The organism is Agarivorans sp. Toyoura001 (assembly GCF_005405585.1).
Classification (GTDB): Bacteria; Pseudomonadota; Gammaproteobacteria; order Enterobacterales; family Celerinatantimonadaceae; genus Agarivorans.
In genome coordinates this window covers 68,682-85,699 of the sequence record NZ_BJEQ01000009.1, presented here as the reverse complement: position 1 = coordinate 85,699, position 17,018 = coordinate 68,682, and the positions used below count along the sequence as shown (strand labels likewise).

Here is a 17,018-nt window from a genome sequence, read left to right as displayed (position 1 = left end):
ACTAGCAAAAACTAAAATTCACCTTTAAACCAACTGTGCAATCGCTTCGCGATATTGCCAACACTACTAATGTTCTTTACTTCAATTGGTTTTTCACTTTGGTTTTCCATTCCGTAATGCAACAAACCTACTGCAGTTGAGTAAGTGGGTGCTTGTACGTATTCTGTTAGGCCAGCTACGTTATTGGCAGAACCAACCCGCACCTGGCATTGTAAAATTTTCTCGGCGCATTCAACTACGCCCTCTATTTGCGAAGCGCCACCGGTTAACACAACCCCTGCACCTAGTTGTAACTTGGTTCCCTGCGCCTGCATATCTTCGGTTAGTTCGTCTAACTTAGATTTAATCATGCCAAACAACTCGCTGTAGCGAGGTTCAATAACCTCGGCTAAGGTTTGACGCTGCAAGCTACGAGATGGTCGCCCGCCTACACTTGGCACTTCAATGGTATCGTCGCGACTTACCATGCTACCTAGCGCACAACCATAACGAACTTTAACCGCTTCAGCGTCATTTAACGGCGTACCAAATACCGTTGCTATATCACGGGTCACTGAGTTACCCGCAAACGGGACTACCGAGGTATGACGCAGCGCACCGCCAGTGTAAACCGCAATATCCATGGTGCCCGAGCCTATATCCACCACACACACACCTAGCTCTTTTTCATCGTCTGTGAGTACTGCATAACTCGACGCTAAGGCTGAGAAAATAAGTTGGTCTACTTTAAGGTCACAGCGCTCTACACACTTAACAATATTTTTTACCATGTCGTTATGGCAAGCAATCAAGTGTACCTTCGCCTCCATACGCACACCGGATAAACCAATCGGGTTTTTTATGCCTTCTTGAAAGTCGATGGCAAACTCTTGAGGCAGTACATGCAGAATGCGATGCTCGTCAGGCAATTTTACTGACTTTGCAGTGTGAATAGCATTATCCACATCATCCTGGGTCACCTCTTCATCGCTAATGGGCACCATGCCTTTTTCGTTTAAACAGCGAATATGGCGACCAGAAACACCCAAGTAAACAGAGCTTATTTTGCAGTCAGCCATGAGTTCAGCTTCTTGCAATGCGCGTTGCACAGTTTTTACCACAGAGTCGAGGTCATTCACTCCGCCTTTGTCCATGCCTTTAGCCGGATGACTGCCCACACCAATAATGCTCATTTCATTACTAGGCAATACCTCACCAATTAATGCGGTGATTTTTGCACTACCAATGTCTAAGCCAACTATTAGTTTTCTATCCGTTACTTTGGTCATTTGCTGCCAAACCTTCCTGTTTCTTCCATCCCACTGCAAAACCAGTGTCATAGCGTAAATCTATGTATTCCACAGCGTCTTGTTTAAGCTGTGGGTAAACCGCAACAAAACGCTCGATGCGATTAAGTTTGTCTTCTTTTCCTAGCTTGAGCACCATGCCGCCAGCCAACTCTACTTGCCAAGCGTGTCGTTCGTTTAACGCCAAGCCAACAATAATCAATTGGTGACGCTGCAATACTCGCTGCAATTGCTCAAAAGTGGTTAATACCGCTCCAGCTTGTTCATCAGGCCCGCTTAAAGTGGCTAGTTTATTCACCACCCGTTGTTGCGGTGCTTCAAATATTTGTCCTTGCTTATTGAGCAAAGCTGCATTGTTCCAACGAGCCACCACTTGCTGCTCTCGTAAGGCAATTGATAACTTATCTGGCCATTGCTTACGCACTGTAACTTGCTTTACCCAAGGCAATAGCTCTAATTGCTGCTTCACCTCAGACACATTTAAACTGAAAAAATTACCCGCTTCAGGTAACGCCGCTAAGCTTTCTTGTAATTCGTTGTCCAATACATAATCGCGTTTTCCCGATACCAGTAAACGGTTCATTGGGCTTAGCTGCTTATCGCTTACGCTGTTATAAACTGAGTACACCCCATAAGCTAAACTCAGCAGCACCAGAACAAAAAAGACAACACCAGACCAATAGGCGGTTTGTTGCTTTTGCTGGTTGCTTAGCGTCATCATTAATGCGCCAAGTCCAAAATACTAACCACTAACTGGTCAAAATTAATGCCTGTTTGCTTTGCCGCCATAGGCACTAAACTTTTCTCTGTCATACCTGGAGAAGTGTTCACCTCTAACAAGTACCAATTACCTTGTTGGTCAGCCATAAAGTCTACTCGTCCCCAACCCTCGCAATCTACCGACTTAAAGGCTTGCATGGCAATATTTGCCAGCTCTTGTTCTGCCTGCTCGTTTAAGCCACTTGGGCAGAAATACTCAGTAGAGTTACTTTGGTATTTGGCGTTGTAGTCATAAAATGTGTGAGGCGTTTGCATTCTTATAGAAGGCAATACCTTATCTCCCACAATCGATACCGTGTATTCTGCGCCCGTGATCCATTGTTCAACTAAAACCCGCGAATCAAACTCAAATGCATTGGTAATCGCCTCTTCTAGCTGTTCTACTGTTTCTGCTTTGGCCATGCCAATGCTTGAACCCTCTAGCGCTGGTTTAACCATTACTACGCCAGATAAACGCTCTAAAATGCCGGCCGCATCTGCCGCTTGATAACCTTGTTTATCTACAATCGCGTAATCGGCGGTAGGCAAACCAATATTTTGCCAAATTTGCTTACAGCGAATTTTATCCATCGCTAGCGCTGATCCCAATACTCGGCTGCCAGTGTAAGGCAAACCTAAGTACTCCAAAGCTCCTTGCAACGTACCGTCTTCGCCACCGCGACCATGTAAGGCAATAAACACATGGCTGTACTTGCGCTGCTTTAGAATATTTAGATCAAACCCTTTAGTGTCTATACCTTCAGCTTGAATCCCAGCTCTTAACAAACCAGCCAACACCGCATTGCCAGATTTTAGCGATACTTCTCGTTCGGCAGAGTCACCACCAAATAACACCGCTACTCGGTTCATACGTAAACTGGCCATTAACTGTTACTGCCTTTTAATTTATCGATACTCAGTTTTAACTCACCCAACTCGCGCGCTAATACACCAATGTTTCCCGCACCTTGGGTTAACACAACATCACCATCTTCAATCACATCGGCGAGCAAGGCGTTTAACTCGCTAGGTTGTTTAACGTAAATCGGCTCTAAACCACGTTGGCGTAAGCTTCGACACAAGGCTCGACTATCGGCGCCAGCAATTACATCTTCACCCGCCGAGTAAACTTCAAGTAACAATAAGCTATCTACTTGGGCCAATACATCAACAAAATCTTCGTAAAGATCACGCGTTCGGCTGTAACGATGAGGCTGAAATGCCATCACCAAGCGGCGCTCTGGCCAGGCCGCACGTGCCGCTTTTACTGTGGCCAACACTTCAGTTGGGTGGTGGCCATAATCATCGACTAACAACGCGGAGCCATTTCCTGTAGCAAACTCGCCGTATTGCTGGAAACGACGGCCAATACCGGCAAAGCTATTTAACGCTTCAACAATCGCGCTATCTTCGATGCCATCTTCGGTAGCTACTGCAATCGCTGCTGCAGCATTTAAAGCGTTATGTTCGCCTGGCATGTTCAAGGCTATGCTTAACTGCTCGTGACCAACGCGGTTTACCGTGAACGAACAACGGTCTCCCTGCTGAGCAAAGTTCTCAATCCGAACATCAGCGTTATCTGAAAACCCGTAAGTGATAATTTGACGACCGATTTGCGGCAACAAAGTTTGTACGCCTTCGTCATCGATACACATCACCGCTACACCGTAAAATGGTAGGTTGTGCAAAAAATCGATAAACGTGGCGTGCAACTGCGCTTCGTCTCCACCATAGGTTTCCATATGGTCTGGTTCAACATTGGTCACTACCGCGACCATGGGCTGAAGATGCAGAAAAGAAGCGTCACTTTCGTCAGCTTCTGCAATTAGGTAACGACTTTTGCCTAAGCGCGCATTAGTACCCGCACTGTTTAACAAACCGCCAATAACAAAGGTAGGGTCACGTTCTGCTTGACCATAAATACTGGCGATTAAACTGGTGGTTGTGGTTTTACCATGAGTACCGGCCACGGCAACACCATGACGGTAACGCATCAGTTCAGCCAACATTTCGGCGCGACGCACTACAGGAATACGCGCCGCTCGAGCTGCCTGTACTTCGGGGTTATCTTCACGAATAGCGGTAGAAACCACCACTACGTTAGCGCCCTGAATATTGCCTTCGTCGTGGTTGAAAAAAACTTCAGCTCCGACCGATTGCAAGCGCTCAGTCATCGCGCTAGCGGCTTGGTCAGAGCCAGAGATTTGATAGCCTTCATTAGCCAATACTTCTGCAATACCGCCCATACCGGCGCCACCAATCCCTACGAAGTGAATTCGCTTCACTTTTCGCATCTCTGGAATCATGGTTCTTAACTTGGCTAATTCAACTTTACTCATCTAACTACTCTTTGTTAACGCTTGGCACACTGCGGCTACTTTTTCAGTGGCATTCACAGAGGCCTGCTGTCGAGCATTACGTGCGCAAGCTAAGCGCAATGCTGGGTCAGCAAATTCATGTAATAACGCCGCAATATTTTGCGGCAAAAAATCGCTTTGTTTTAATAAACGTGCGGCATTAGCTTTTACCAAAAATTGTGCATTCTTGGTTTGATGATCATCAACGGCATAAGGTAGAGGTACAAATAGTGCAGGAATACCCGCTGCGGCCACCTCTGACACCGTTAGCGCGCCAGCGCGACAGAGTATCACATCAGCCCACTGGTAAGCTGCAGCCATATCATCAATAAATTCAACTATTTTAGGTGCATCACTCAAATTTTCATCAAGTCCTTGGCACTGATAGGCATCCACCGCACTTGCCTGCTTATCTTTACCAGCTTGGTGCCAAATATTTAGGTCTAAACCACTGTGTTTAATACCCGCCGCAAGCTTTTCGTTAAACACTTGAGCACCTAAACTGCCACCGATAACCAAAAGGTTATAATCAGTTCGGTCGGCCAGTTCTTTTTCTGGCAAAGTTATTACCGAGTGGCGAACCGGATTACCCACAACATCTGCATTTGGCAGCGCACCAGGAAAAGCCATTAATGATTTCTTGGCAATTTTCGCCAACATTTTATTGGTTAAACCTGCTGCCGCATTTTGCTCATGCAATACCAAAGGTTTGCCCATAAGCCATGCCGCAATGCCACCAGGACCACTAGCAAAACCACCCATTCCCAACACTACGTCGGGCTGAAAGCGCTTAATCACTGCTCGCGCTTGCCTAACAGCATTAAGTAGCTTAAATGGTGCAGCAAGTTTGCGAAGTAAGCCGTTACCACGCACACCTTTGATGCTAATAAAATCGATCGGATAACCATGTTTAGGCACTAGTTGAGCTTCCATTCGCTCAGCAGTACCTAACCAAGAAACTTTCCAGCCTTGCTCTTTTAGGTAATCAGCCACCGCTAGCCCTGGGAACACATGCCCGCCAGTACCACCAGCCATAACTAACAGTTTTTTCTGAGTAGTATCAACCATGAGCATCCCTCGTATAGGCCTGGCATTTTGCCAAACGGAGTTCGTGGTCGATTCTTAATAAAATAGCTACCGCAATAGACATCGCTAATAAACTAGAGCCACCATAACTAATCAGTGGCAAGGTAAGACCTTTAGTGGGCACTAACCCAGATGCCGCCCCAACATTCACCATGGTTTGGAAGCTAAACCAAATACCGATACCGCAGGCCAAATAGCCTGCGAACGCTTGTTCCGCCAGTAAAGCGCGCTTACCAATGATCATGGCGCGTGATACCAACAATATTTGCAATAACAACACCGCGCATACGCCAATAAAGCCGAGCTCTTCGGCTAATACCGCAATAACAAAATCCGTATGTGCCTCGGGCAAATATTCTAATTTTTGAATAGAGTTACCTAAACCCTCACCCAGCCAGTCACCACGGCCAAAAGCCATCAACGATTGGGTTAATTGATAACCACTTCCAAAGGGGTCTTGCCATGGGTCTAAAAACGAAGATACACGGCGCATTCGGTAGGGTTCGGCAATCACCAAGGTCACTACCGCAACAATGCCGGTGAACATCAAGCCGAAGAATTGAATCAGTTTTGCACCCGCTAAAAACAACATACCAACGGTGGTAACAAACATCACAATCACACTACCAAGATCAGGCTGAGCCAGCAGCAGTACAGCTAAGAAGAAAAACACCACAAGTGGCTTTAAGAAACCTTTTAAGTTTTCGCGCACTTGCTCATGGCGACGCACTAAATAGCCGGCCAAATAGGTAAACAACGCCAACTTAGCAAACTCTGCCGGCTGAATATTAATAGGCCCTAAGCCAATCCAGCGGCTACTACCGTTAATGTTACGGCCAATAATCAATACTAAAACTAAGGCTACTCCAGCAAGCAACAACAACTTAGCGTTATGCGACTGCCACCAAGCGATAGGGATTTGCACCACCACTGCAACCGCAGCCAAACAAAGCACCAAATAAATGCCATGGCGTTTAGCAAAACGAAATGGGTCGTCATTTAAGGCAATACCTTCTGGTATTGACGAAGAGGCCACCATGACTAAGCCCGTCACCATGAGACACAAAGCCAACCATAATAATTGGCGGTCAAATAACAGCGGCTCTTGAGCGTCTTTAGTCTCTGGATTCAATCTCAGCCAAAGGCTGCTAAACCAAGCTTGAGGTTTTGCCACTATATTCATAATGCCTCCACCAGTTCGCAGAAGTGTTGACCGCGCATTTCAAAGCTCTTATACATATCTAAACTGGCGCAGGCTGGCGACAACAACACAATATCTCCGGCTTTAGCTTGTTCCGCACACCAAGCGAAGGCTTCGTTGAGATCATTTTTTAATAGAATGCTATGTTCAAGTTCTTGGAAACGGTGCTTGTCTTTACCAAAGGCCACTATTCCAGCTAACTTTGCAAAAGCGGGCGCTAACTCAGCTAACTCACCACCTTTACTATCGCCACCAGCAATCAACCATAAATTAGCCTTCCCGTTGCTCAGGCCGTGAAGCGCTGCCAAGGTAGCGCCTACATTGGTAGCTTTTGAATCGTTAATCCACGCAATATCGTTTTTACGTGACACTAACTGGCAGCGATGTGCCAAACCTGTGAACTGCTTAGCAGCCTCTATACAAGCGCCTAACTCTGCGCCTACCGCCTCTGCCAATGCTAAAGCAGCCAAAATATTAGCGTAGTTATGGGTGCCTACCAAAGGCAGTTCATTGGTATGAACTAAAATCTCGTCACCCCGCATTAACTGTTGCTTATCAACACTTAAGTAATAATCTGCTATTTGGTTCACCGAAAAGCTAAACGTTGGATGAGAGCCGGTAATCGGCGTAGATTGCGCGTCATCCAGATTAACAACCGCCCATTCGGCACCCTTGTAAATTTTTTGTTTTGCCGCGATGTAATCCGCCAAACCTTGGTAGCGATCCATGTGATCTTCGCTAACATTTAACAAAGTCGCCGCTTTCGCAGTTAAGCTAGTGGTGGTTTCCAATTGGAAGCTAGATAACTCCAGCACATACAGCTCAACTTCATCAGCTAACAAATCCAGCGCAGGCACACCAATATTGCCACCAACAGCAACCTTCATCCCAGCCTGCTTAGCCATATCGCCCACTAAACTGGTTACCGTGCTTTTGCCGTTAGATCCGGTTATCGCCACAATCGGTGCAGAGGCATAGCGGCAAAACAACTCTACATCACCAATCAGCTCAACACCCGCCTTGGCTAAAGCCTGTAGTTCGGGCGTAGCCAAAGCAATTCCAGGGCTAACAATAACAACATCGTAATCAAGTAGCTTAGCCTGTGGTAACTCACCGCACACCACCTCTAAGTGCTCTGGAAGCTGAGCAAGACCAGGCGGCTGTTTGCGTGTATCACATACCAACGGCGATATAGAATGCTTGAGTAAAAAGCGCACGCTACTAAGGCCGCTGGCACCAAGGCCAACAACTGCGTAACGTTTATCTAGCTGCAATCTACTCACTGTATTCACTCGTTCCTAACTCTATCTAACTTTTAATGTTGCCAAGCCAATCAAAACTAAAATCAGCGATATAATCCAAAAGCGTACAATCACTCGCGGTTCAGGCCAGCCTTTAAGCTCGTAATGGTGATGAATGGGCGCCATACGAAAAATTCGCTGTCCGCGTAACTTGTAAGACCCCACTTGCAAAATCACCGACACAGTTTCCATGACAAAAACCCCGCCCATAATCACTAACAATAATTCTTGGCGAACCAACACGGCTACTGCACCTAGTGCAGCACCAATGGCTAATGAACCTACATCGCCCATAAATACCTGCGCAGGATAGGTATTGAACCAAAGAAATGCCAAGCCAGCGCCTACCATGGCCATACACACAATAACTAGCTCACTAGACTCAGGAATGTATGGAATGAACAAATAGCTAGAAAAGTTAACGTTACCGGTTAAATAAGCAATTAGCGCAAAGGCCGATGCCACCATTACGCTCGGCATAATGGCTAAGCCGTCTAAACCATCGGTTAAATTTACCGCGTTGCTGCTACCCACAATTACCAAATAAGTAAGCGGAATAAACAGCCAACCCAATTGAGGCATTATGTCTTTAATAAACGGCAGCACCAGCTGAGTTTGCGCTGCGGAGTCAGCGCTCCAGAACAAATACACAGCAACAATAAGCGCAACCACCGATTGCCAAAAATACTTCCAACGGGCAATTAATCCTGCAGGATCTTTACGTATAACTTTGCGGTAATCATCAACGAATCCAATGGCACCGTAACTACCAAAAACAAACAACATAACCCATACATAAGGGTTATCTAAACGTGCCCACAGTAAGGTAGATAAAAATACTGACGCAATGATCAATACACCGCCCATCGTCGGCGTGCCTGACTTGCTTAAATGCGACTCAGGACCGTCGTTACGGACCGTTTGGCCAATTTGTAGCAGTTGTAAACGACGAATCAGTTTTGGTCCCATCCACAAACCAAATACCAAAGCCGTTAACGCACTAACAATGGCGCGAAAGGTTAAGTAACCAAATAGCGAAAATCCACTAAAGTATTGCTGCAGATATTCCGCCAACCAAACTAACATTCCAAACCCTTCTTATAATATTGCTGTAACTGTTTAACGACATTTTCCATGTGGGTCGAACGCGACCCTTTCACCAGAACAAGCGAGGCTTTACCGGCTTGCTCCTCTATGCTTTTAATCAACTGCTTAACTAGCGTGTCATGGCTGTCAAAACCTAGTGAGGACTGACCAATTTCAGCCAGCACCTCGTCAAAAGACGCGCCATAAGAATACAAGCTGATGTTGCTGTCAAGCGCTCTGCTCACTAAGTCTTTATGCACCTGTTTAGTTTGCTGCCCCATCTCTCCCATAGCACCAGCAATGAGGAAGCGCTTACCTTCAAAACTTGCCAGAATATCCACCGCAGCATTAAATGATGCTGGGTTTGCGTTGTAGCTATCGTCGATCAAATTGATAGACGCACTCAACGATTGAAGGTTCACCCTGCCGGGCACTTTCTCGAGCGAGGCCAAACCTCGTTGAATGTGCTGTAAATTAGCCCCCATAGCCATAGCCAAGGCCGCAGCAGCGACTGCGTTTTTAACATTATGCTCACCGGCTAAATTTATTTGAACATCAACCTGCCCTAGAGGAGTATGTAAGCTAAATCGACTGCCTGTTAAGCCAATCGAATTGATGTTGCTGGCAAAGAAATCGGCTAGCTTATTGTCCAAAGAAAAATGCTGCACGGTAGCTGGGCTTGCGGCTTTATCAAGATAAGCTTGATATTCAGAACCTAGCTCACAAATAGCGGTTTGCTCAGCCGTTAAGTCCAAAAACAATTCTGATTTTGCTTTTAGCACTCCATGTTGGTCGCCAAAGCCTTCGATGTGAGCGTCAGAAACGTTATTGATCAACGCCGCTTGAGGCTTAACTAAATTAACGGTGTAGGCGATTTCACCAATATGGTTTGCCCCCAATTCCAAAACACCCACTTCATGCTGAGGCTCTGCACGCAATAAAGACAGCGGAACACCGATGTCATTGTTAAAATTGCCTTGAGTGGCTAGCACTTGTTTTGACTGAGTCAAAATAGCGCCGCACATTTCTTTTACCGTTGTTTTACCGTTACTGCCGGTAATCGCACAGCACGCTAGGCCTAGTTTTTCACGTAAGTAACTGCCTACTTGCCCTAAAGCAATACGGCAATTTGCCACCACTAATTGAGGCACATTTAGCGCTAGCTTACGCTCTACAATTAAGGCAATAGCGCCTTGTTCAAGCGCTTTATCGGCAAATTCATGGGCATCAAATCGCTCTCCTACTAGGGCAATAAACAAACCCTTAGGCATGGCTTGGCGAGTATCTGTACTCACCTGTTCAATTGTTAAGTCTTCGCCATGTAGCTGGGCATTTAACGGAGCTTGTAACTCAGCAAGCGTTAATGGAATCATACTGATGCCCCCACTAACTGCTGCACTAACGCACGCTCATCATAATCTCGTACTTCTGCACCAATAATTTGATAGCTCTCATGGCCTTTACCGGCTACCAAAATAATGTCTTTCGCGCCACTTTGTTCAATCGCTTGAGCGATAGCAGCCGAGCGTTCATGAACGACCGTTACTTGCTCTTTATGCTGAAAGCCCAACAGAATGTCTTCTACGATTGCGTTAGCATCTTCAAATCGTGGGTTATCGTCGGTCACTATCACTTGATCCGCTTTTTGCTCTGCAATGGCCGCCATTAGTGGCCTCTTACCCTTGTCACGATCACCACCACAGCCAAAGATACAAATAAGCTTGCCATGACAATGCTGACGCAGTGCGCCTAGGGCTTTATCTAGCGCATCAGGTGTATGTGCATAATCCACTACCACAGAACACTGACCCGTAAACAATTCCATTCTTCCGGGCACTGCATTTAGCTTTGGTAGCGACCCAATAATATCGGCTAATTCAAGGCCAATATGCTGCAAACAAGCTATCGCCGCTAATAAGTTGTCGGCATTAAACCGCCCTAATAGCGGGCTTTGAAAATGCACTTTTTCATGGCTGGCATCTGGGCTGAGTAAATAGCCACTTGCCCCTAGTTCACTGAACTGTAAATCACCAATTTGCCAAGCGGCTCGGCTATCTTCCAGAGACAAGGCTTGAGCGCTTGGATAATGCTGTAATAACTGCTTACCAAAGCCATCATCGGCATTGATTAATCGACACTCTAAACTTGGCCAATCAAACAGAGCTTGCTTGGCGCGACCATATTCCGCCATGCTGCCGTGATAATCTAAATGGTCACGGCTTAAATTTGTAAAAATAGCCACCTTAAAAGGGACGCTCGCCACACGTTGTTGCACCAATCCGTGAGAAGAAATCTCCATCGCTACTAACTTGAATCCCTGTTGGTGCATCTCTGCTAGCTGGCGTTGAATTGTAATTGCATCAGCAGTGGTATTCTCGCTAGCGATCAACTGCCCGGGCTTACCATTACCTAAAGTACCGGTTACCGCTGCAGGTACTCCATTTAAGTTGGCTAAATTAGCAATTAAATGAGTAACGGTACTTTTGCCGTTTGTGCCAGTCACCCCAACCAGTGTTAGAGGGTTACCATCAGGGAAATAGGCCGACGAAGCCAATTGTGACAACTGACGATTTAAACGCCAAAATTGAATGCAAGGCACTTTATTTAGCCACGAGATATGGCCATGATCCTTTTCATCATCCGCGTCAACAATGACCGCTACAGCACCCGCATTAATGGCTGCTTCAATATAATTTCTACCGTCTACTTGATGGCCTTTTACCGCCACGAAGATGTCACCAGAGGTAATCTCTCGGCTGTTAAGCGAGAGATGTTTAAAACTAATGTCGGGTGCAACCGAAATAGCAAATCGGGCTAACAGGGCAGATAAATCAGGTGTTGCCATTGCTGCCTCCATTTAGCTGTACAACTTTGCTGTTGTTGTCGTCAGGGGCTACATTTAAATACTGCAATCCACCCTGCATCACTTTTGAAAACACCGGTGCAGCAACATCGCCACCATAATAACGATCATTTTTCGGCTCATTAACAAATACAGCAATGGCCAGCTTGGGGTTACTTACGGGGGCTACGCCAGCAAAAATAGCAACGTAGTCATCACCATAGCCGCCACGCACCGCTTTACGGCTTGTGCCAGTTTTACCCGCAACACGATAACCGGGTACGGCAGCTTTTTGCCCAGTACCGCCATCTTGAATCACCGACTCCATCATCTCTAAAACGGCTTGAGCCTTGTTTTGCTCAAACACCCGCTCTCCGGTAGCCGCTTGTTGTAACTTAATAATTGACGTTGGGCGGAATACGCCGCCAGAGCCCATGGTTGCATAGGCTTGTGCTAACTGTAACGGCGTGACCATCAAGCCATAACCAAAGGATAAAGTAGCTAACTCGAAATCTGACCAGCGGCGACGCTGCGGCATTTGACCGCCAGACTCACCCACTAAACCTAGGCCTGAGTCGTTACCAAATCCCACGTCATAGAAAGTATCTAACATACCTTCTACGCCCACTTTAAGAGCTAATTGACTCGTGGCAACGTTGCTGGATTTTTGAATAACCTTGGTGAGGCTGATTTCTCCGTAGTTCCGTGAGTCTCGTACACGTCTACCGCCAATCTGCATCCAACCTGGGTTCGTATTGATCATGCTGGTCGCGCCAATGTGGTCACGCTCTAAAGCCGCAATAACCGATAGAGGTTTTACTGTTGAACCAGGCTCGTAACTATCGGTAATCGCGCGATTGCGATAGCGATAACTTTGGAATTCGTTACGGTTATTAGGATTGAACGACGGGCTGTTAGCCATCGCTAGCACTTCGCCAGTATCAATGTCTAACACCACCACACTGCCCGACGTAGCTTGAGTATCTGCTACTGCTTTCTTGAGCTCGCGATAGGCAATGGCTTGAATTCGTTGATCGATACTTAAGGCGATGTTTTGAGCTTGTTTCGCTTGATGAATGACCGCTAAATCTTCAACCACTCGGCCAAGGCGATCTTTACGTACTTTACGCTTGCCCGGCTCACCCGTTAACCAGTCATCGTAGCTACGTTCAATGCCTTCTAAGCCATTATCGTCAATGTTGGTAAAGCCAACAAGGTGAGCACTCACTTCACCGGTAGGGTAAAAACGACGTGATTCAGGCTTTAAGTAGACACCTTTAATTTTGAGTTTTTCTACGTACCCTGCCACTGCTGCACTGACTTGGCGTTGCAGATATACAAAGCGACGTTTCGGGTTACTAACCCGTTGCTGCAGGCTATCTACATCGGTATCAAGTACTTTGGCAAGAGCAACCCAGGCTTCTTTGTTTTCAAAACTATGTTGATCAGCAACATGCTTAGGGTCGGCCCACACCGCACGCACCGGTACACTAACAGCCAGTTCGTTGCCTAAACGGTCGGTAATTACGCCACGTTCAGCGTAACCCGTCTTGGTTCGAATAGAACGTAAATCGCCTTGCTCAATTAACATATCAGGCGCAATTACTTGGATATAGGCAGCGCGACTAACCAGAGCGGTAAACACCAGGCAAACTACTGCCATCACTAGCACAAAGCGCCAATGAATAAACAGTCCATGTTTGTTTGCTTTACTGTTCATTACTGCCTTATTACCACTTGATCTTTAATTTTAGGTCGATGCATATCCAAGCGTTTCTTGGCGATGCTCTCAATGCGGCTGTGTTCAGCCAAGGCATTCTGTTCAATTAATAGGTGTCGCCACTCTACATTTAACTCGTCACGGCTCATCATCAACAACTCACGTTGCTCCACAAACATACGAGTATGGTGAGTGGCCCATACCACGCAAAAAGCCGATACTACGGCGGCAATTAACAACAAAAATTGCTGTTTGTTACGCCACAGGTCTTTTAACATTGCCCGTAACAAATTGGGCTGGCGATTAAGCTCGCTCATTACAATCGTCTAGCTACTCGCAATACTGAACTGCGCGAACGCGGGTTAACTTCTATTTCGGCGGCGCTAGGCTTGATAGCACGACTCACCGCTTTTAAGTAACGGCCACTAGCCAGTTGCTCTTCGGTTAATGGCAAACCTCTTGGATATTGCTCACCCTTTTCTTGCTTGCGAATAAAGCGTTTTACCATTCTGTCTTCTAAAGAATGGAAGCTAATTACCGCTAATCGCCCATCGGTAGCAAGGCTATTCATTGCGCCCAATAAAGCTGTGTCAATTTCATCCAACTCACTATTTATATAGATGCGTATAGCCTGAAAGCTACGGGTAGCAGGATGTTTAAATTTGTCTTTAACTGGGCAGGCTTCATCAATAATCTTGGCTAACTGCAAGGTACCGGTGAGCTCGGTTTCCGCTCTAGCATTCACAATGCCGTGAGCAATACGTTTACCAAACTTTTCTTCGCCAAAGGTTTTTATAACCCAAGCAATGTCTTCTTCGGCCGCGTGAGTTAACCACTGCGCAGCCGTTTGGCCTTGCGAAGTATCCATGCGCATATCTAATGGGCCATCACGTAAAAAGCTAAAGCCACGCTCTGCATCATCTAACTGCGGTGAAGACACACCAAGATCGAGTAATACGCCGTCTATTTTTTTGGCTAAACCTAGCTCAGTAATGTATTTTTCTATCCCCGAGAATGGCCCATGAACAATTTGAAAGCGCGGGTCGTTAGCAAATTGCTTGGCCGCTTCAATAGCGCGAGGATCACGGTCGATAGCAATGAGTCTGCCGTTTGGGCCTAAGTGCTGCAAAATAGCGCGACTATGTCCACCTCTACCAAAGGTGCCATCTACATAAATACCATCTTCTTTAATGGCTAAACCGTCGATACATTCCTGCAGCAGTACCGAGGTATGGGCAAATTCAGTACTCATGCTAAAGTGAAAAATCCTTTAGGTTATCGGTTAACATATCAACGTCCTCTTCTAGGGCAATATCTGCAGCAATTTGTTGCTGCCACTGCTCGTCTGACCATAACTCAAACTTATTGAGTTGCCCGACTAGCATAATTTTTTTCTCCAAGCTGGCATGTTGGCGCAGTGGAGGCGGAATGAGCAAGCGGCCGTTTTTATCCATTTCACAATCATCGGCATAGCCCAATAGCAAACGCTGCAAGCGGCGCTCGGCAGGATTCATGCTAGAAAGGCGTTTAAGTTTGCGCTCTATTTCTTCCCATTCGGCTAATGGATAAAGCAATAAACAACGATGATTAATGTCGATGGTGCACACCATTTGCCCGTGGCACTCGTCCATCAACCACTCGCGATAACGGGTCGGCATAGTAAGCCGTCCTTTCGCGTCTAGATTGATTGAGCTGGCACCACGTAACATCAGTGTTAATTCCCCATTTATCCCTAACTAAATTCAGTTGTTGGTCAAATAGATCCACTTAGATCCACTTTATCCCACAATTCACTAAGTTTAAGGACGAGTCTCCCCCTTTGCAAGCGACCTTGAGCAAGAAAATGAACAAATTTCCACCAGCTTTAAATAAGAAAAGGCTAAAGACTTGATATACAAAGCAGCAAGGCAGATTTGCTGTAAAAAATAATTCAAATTAAATGTCGTTTTTTTGTTTAAAGACAAACAGTGAAGGCTGAGTTAGCAGAGATTCGCTCGCAGTTTTTGATAATAAAAACAGAAAAGCCCTGTTGGCATAGCAACAGGGCTTTAAAATTAGAGGGAGTTGGCCGATAAGCCGGGTTTTGTCGTGAACAACCATTCGTCTAGGCCGTTAATTGCTTAACGGCTCAAGCAGCCTACCCGCCCCCAACGCGGGTCGCGCCTTAAGGGGGCCTATTTGGCCTTGCTCCGGGTGGAGTTTACCTCGCCGCAATCTGTTACCAGATGCGCGGTGCGCTCTTACCGCACCCTTTCAGCCTTACCTGTACTCACGAATGAGCCATCGGCGGTCTTCTCTCTGCTGCACTTGTCGTGGGCTCGCGCCCCCCAGGCGTTACCTGGCACCCTACCCTATAGAGCCCGGACTTTCCTCCCCTTCGCCCGTCTGCCACTCTCGAAAGAGCACACAACGACGAAGCAGCGGTTGTCTAGCCAACTCCGGTGGCGGACTATAGCAAACTATAGGCAGCAAGAATAGCGCTTATTCTGCTTGTTTTAAGCCATATTCATAGAGCGCATTTTTCTTCAATCCGTAGATTTTAGCGGTAAGCGCAGCCGCTTTTTTTAAAGGCAGTTCGGTTTGCAATAATTTAAGCGTATCTAAGGCGTCTACCGGTAATTGCTCATTGTTTTTTTGGTGCCCCGACACCACCAACACTATTTCACCTTTCTGTTGATTGGCATCCGCCTTTACCCACGCTAATAGCTCGGCGGCCGGTAACGACTTTATCGTTTCAAAGGTTTTAGTGATTTCGCGCGCCATCACAACCTGACGCTCATCCCCTAAACACAAAACTATATCCGCCAAGCTATCAACGATACGGTGAGGTGACTCGTAATACACAACCGTACGCGTTTCTTGGCGTAACTCGTTAAGTCGCTCTTGGCGCGCTTTAGTTTTAGCAGGTAGAAAGCCTTCATATAAAAAGCGGTCAGTAGGCAAACCCGCTACCGATAAGGCCGCTATCGCCGCACATGCGCCCGGTAATGGCACCACTGGGTAACCTTTCGCTCGAAAAGCATTGACCAAATGATAACCAGGGTCATTAATCAGTGGCGTGCCAGCGTCAGACACTAAAGCAATGTCTTTACCCTCCAACAGGTTTTGCTCTAACCAAGCAATTTTTTGCTGTTCGTTATGGTCGTGCACGGCAACACACCGAGTACCAATTTCGTAGTGAGACAATAAACGACCGGTATTGCGAGTGTCCTCTGCCGCAATCATCGATACGTTTTTTAGCACCTCGATAGCACGTAATGTAATATCAGCCAAATTGCCGATGGGAGTTGCCACAATATATAAGGTGCCGATAGCTGACATAAACTAACCTCTGGTAAAAACGGCCTCTACTTTAATCAAAAGCGTCACTTGCCTCAATC

At 46.5% G+C, this 17,018-nt stretch carries 15 protein-coding genes and 1 other RNA gene; all 16 read right to left on the bottom strand.

Translation table 11 applies throughout. From position 1 onward, the window contains the following. Nucleotides 1–11 precede the first annotated feature (11 nt). Nucleotides 12–1,268 (bottom strand): cell division protein FtsA, encoded by a 1,257-nt coding sequence (gene ftsA / locus FFR00_RS12210; RefSeq protein WP_137673684.1) that lies wholly within the window; start codon nucleotides 1,266–1,268, stop codon nucleotides 12–14. Continuing rightward, on the bottom strand, nucleotides 1,249–2,007 hold the full coding sequence (locus FFR00_RS12205) for a cell division protein FtsQ/DivIB (protein ID WP_137673683.1): 759 nt from the start codon (nucleotides 2,005–2,007) through the stop codon (nucleotides 1,249–1,251). The genes ftsA and FFR00_RS12205 overlap by 20 nt, the downstream gene beginning before the upstream one ends. Next, on the bottom strand, nucleotides 2,007–2,930 hold the full coding sequence (locus FFR00_RS12200; RefSeq protein ID WP_137673682.1) for a D-alanine--D-alanine ligase: 924 nt from the start codon (nucleotides 2,928–2,930) through the stop codon (nucleotides 2,007–2,009). Before FFR00_RS12200 ends, FFR00_RS12205 begins: the two co-directional genes overlap by 1 nt. Continuing rightward, nucleotides 2,930–4,384, bottom strand: a complete 1,455-nt coding sequence (gene murC, locus FFR00_RS12195; RefSeq protein ID WP_137673681.1) for a UDP-N-acetylmuramate--L-alanine ligase — start codon at nucleotides 4,382–4,384, stop codon at nucleotides 2,930–2,932. Before murC ends, FFR00_RS12200 begins: the two co-directional genes overlap by 1 nt. Then, nucleotides 4,385–5,470, bottom strand: a complete 1,086-nt coding sequence (gene murG, locus FFR00_RS12190; protein ID WP_137673680.1) for an undecaprenyldiphospho-muramoylpentapeptide beta-N-acetylglucosaminyltransferase — start codon at nucleotides 5,468–5,470, stop codon at nucleotides 4,385–4,387. Further along, entirely contained in the window at nucleotides 5,463–6,671 is a 1,209-nt protein-coding gene (gene ftsW, locus FFR00_RS12185; RefSeq protein ID WP_137673679.1) for a cell division protein FtsW, read from the bottom strand. The genes murG and ftsW overlap by 8 nt, the downstream gene beginning before the upstream one ends. Then, nucleotides 6,668–7,981, bottom strand: a complete 1,314-nt coding sequence (gene murD / locus FFR00_RS12180; protein WP_235836220.1) for a UDP-N-acetylmuramoyl-L-alanine--D-glutamate ligase — start codon at nucleotides 7,979–7,981, stop codon at nucleotides 6,668–6,670. The genes ftsW and murD overlap by 4 nt, the downstream gene beginning before the upstream one ends. A 12-nt stretch (nucleotides 7,982–7,993) precedes the next feature. Then, nucleotides 7,994–9,076: a phospho-N-acetylmuramoyl-pentapeptide-transferase gene (mraY, locus tag FFR00_RS12175; protein WP_137673678.1), complete on the bottom strand. Its 1,083-nt coding sequence runs from the start codon at nucleotides 9,074–9,076 to the stop codon at nucleotides 7,994–7,996. Then, on the bottom strand, nucleotides 9,070–10,449 hold the full coding sequence (murF, locus tag FFR00_RS12170; protein WP_137673677.1) for a UDP-N-acetylmuramoyl-tripeptide--D-alanyl-D-alanine ligase: 1,380 nt from the start codon (nucleotides 10,447–10,449) through the stop codon (nucleotides 9,070–9,072). Before murF ends, mraY begins: the two co-directional genes overlap by 7 nt. Continuing rightward, nucleotides 10,446–11,921: a UDP-N-acetylmuramoyl-L-alanyl-D-glutamate--2,6-diaminopimelate ligase gene (gene murE / locus FFR00_RS12165; protein ID WP_137673676.1), complete on the bottom strand. Its 1,476-nt coding sequence runs from the start codon at nucleotides 11,919–11,921 to the stop codon at nucleotides 10,446–10,448. Before murE ends, murF begins: the two co-directional genes overlap by 4 nt. Continuing rightward, nucleotides 11,908–13,638: a penicillin-binding transpeptidase domain-containing protein gene (locus FFR00_RS12160; RefSeq protein WP_137673675.1), complete on the bottom strand. Its 1,731-nt coding sequence runs from the start codon at nucleotides 13,636–13,638 to the stop codon at nucleotides 11,908–11,910. Before FFR00_RS12160 ends, murE begins: the two co-directional genes overlap by 14 nt. Continuing rightward, on the bottom strand, nucleotides 13,638–13,955 hold the full coding sequence (gene ftsL, locus FFR00_RS12155) for a cell division protein FtsL (RefSeq protein ID WP_137673674.1): 318 nt from the start codon (nucleotides 13,953–13,955) through the stop codon (nucleotides 13,638–13,640). The genes FFR00_RS12160 and ftsL overlap by 1 nt, the downstream gene beginning before the upstream one ends. Beyond that, entirely contained in the window at nucleotides 13,955–14,890 is a 936-nt protein-coding gene (gene rsmH / locus FFR00_RS12150) for a 16S rRNA (cytosine(1402)-N(4))-methyltransferase RsmH (RefSeq protein WP_137673673.1), read from the bottom strand. Before rsmH ends, ftsL begins: the two co-directional genes overlap by 1 nt. Nucleotide 14,891: 1 nt before the next feature. Continuing rightward, complete coding sequence (gene mraZ / locus FFR00_RS12145) at nucleotides 14,892–15,347, bottom strand: division/cell wall cluster transcriptional repressor MraZ (RefSeq protein WP_137673672.1); 456 nt, start codon at nucleotides 15,345–15,347, stop codon at nucleotides 14,892–14,894. A 347-nt stretch (nucleotides 15,348–15,694) separates the two neighbouring features. Then, nucleotides 15,695–16,078, bottom strand: an RNA gene (gene rnpB / locus FFR00_RS12140) — RNase P RNA component class A. Between the two features lie 41 nt (nucleotides 16,079–16,119). Beyond that, nucleotides 16,120–16,959 carry a 16S rRNA (cytidine(1402)-2'-O)-methyltransferase gene (gene rsmI, locus FFR00_RS12135; protein ID WP_137673671.1) on the bottom strand — a complete coding sequence of 280 codons (840 nt, stop codon included), beginning with the start codon at nucleotides 16,957–16,959 and terminating at the stop codon, nucleotides 16,120–16,122. Nucleotides 16,960–17,018 lie beyond the last annotated feature (59 nt).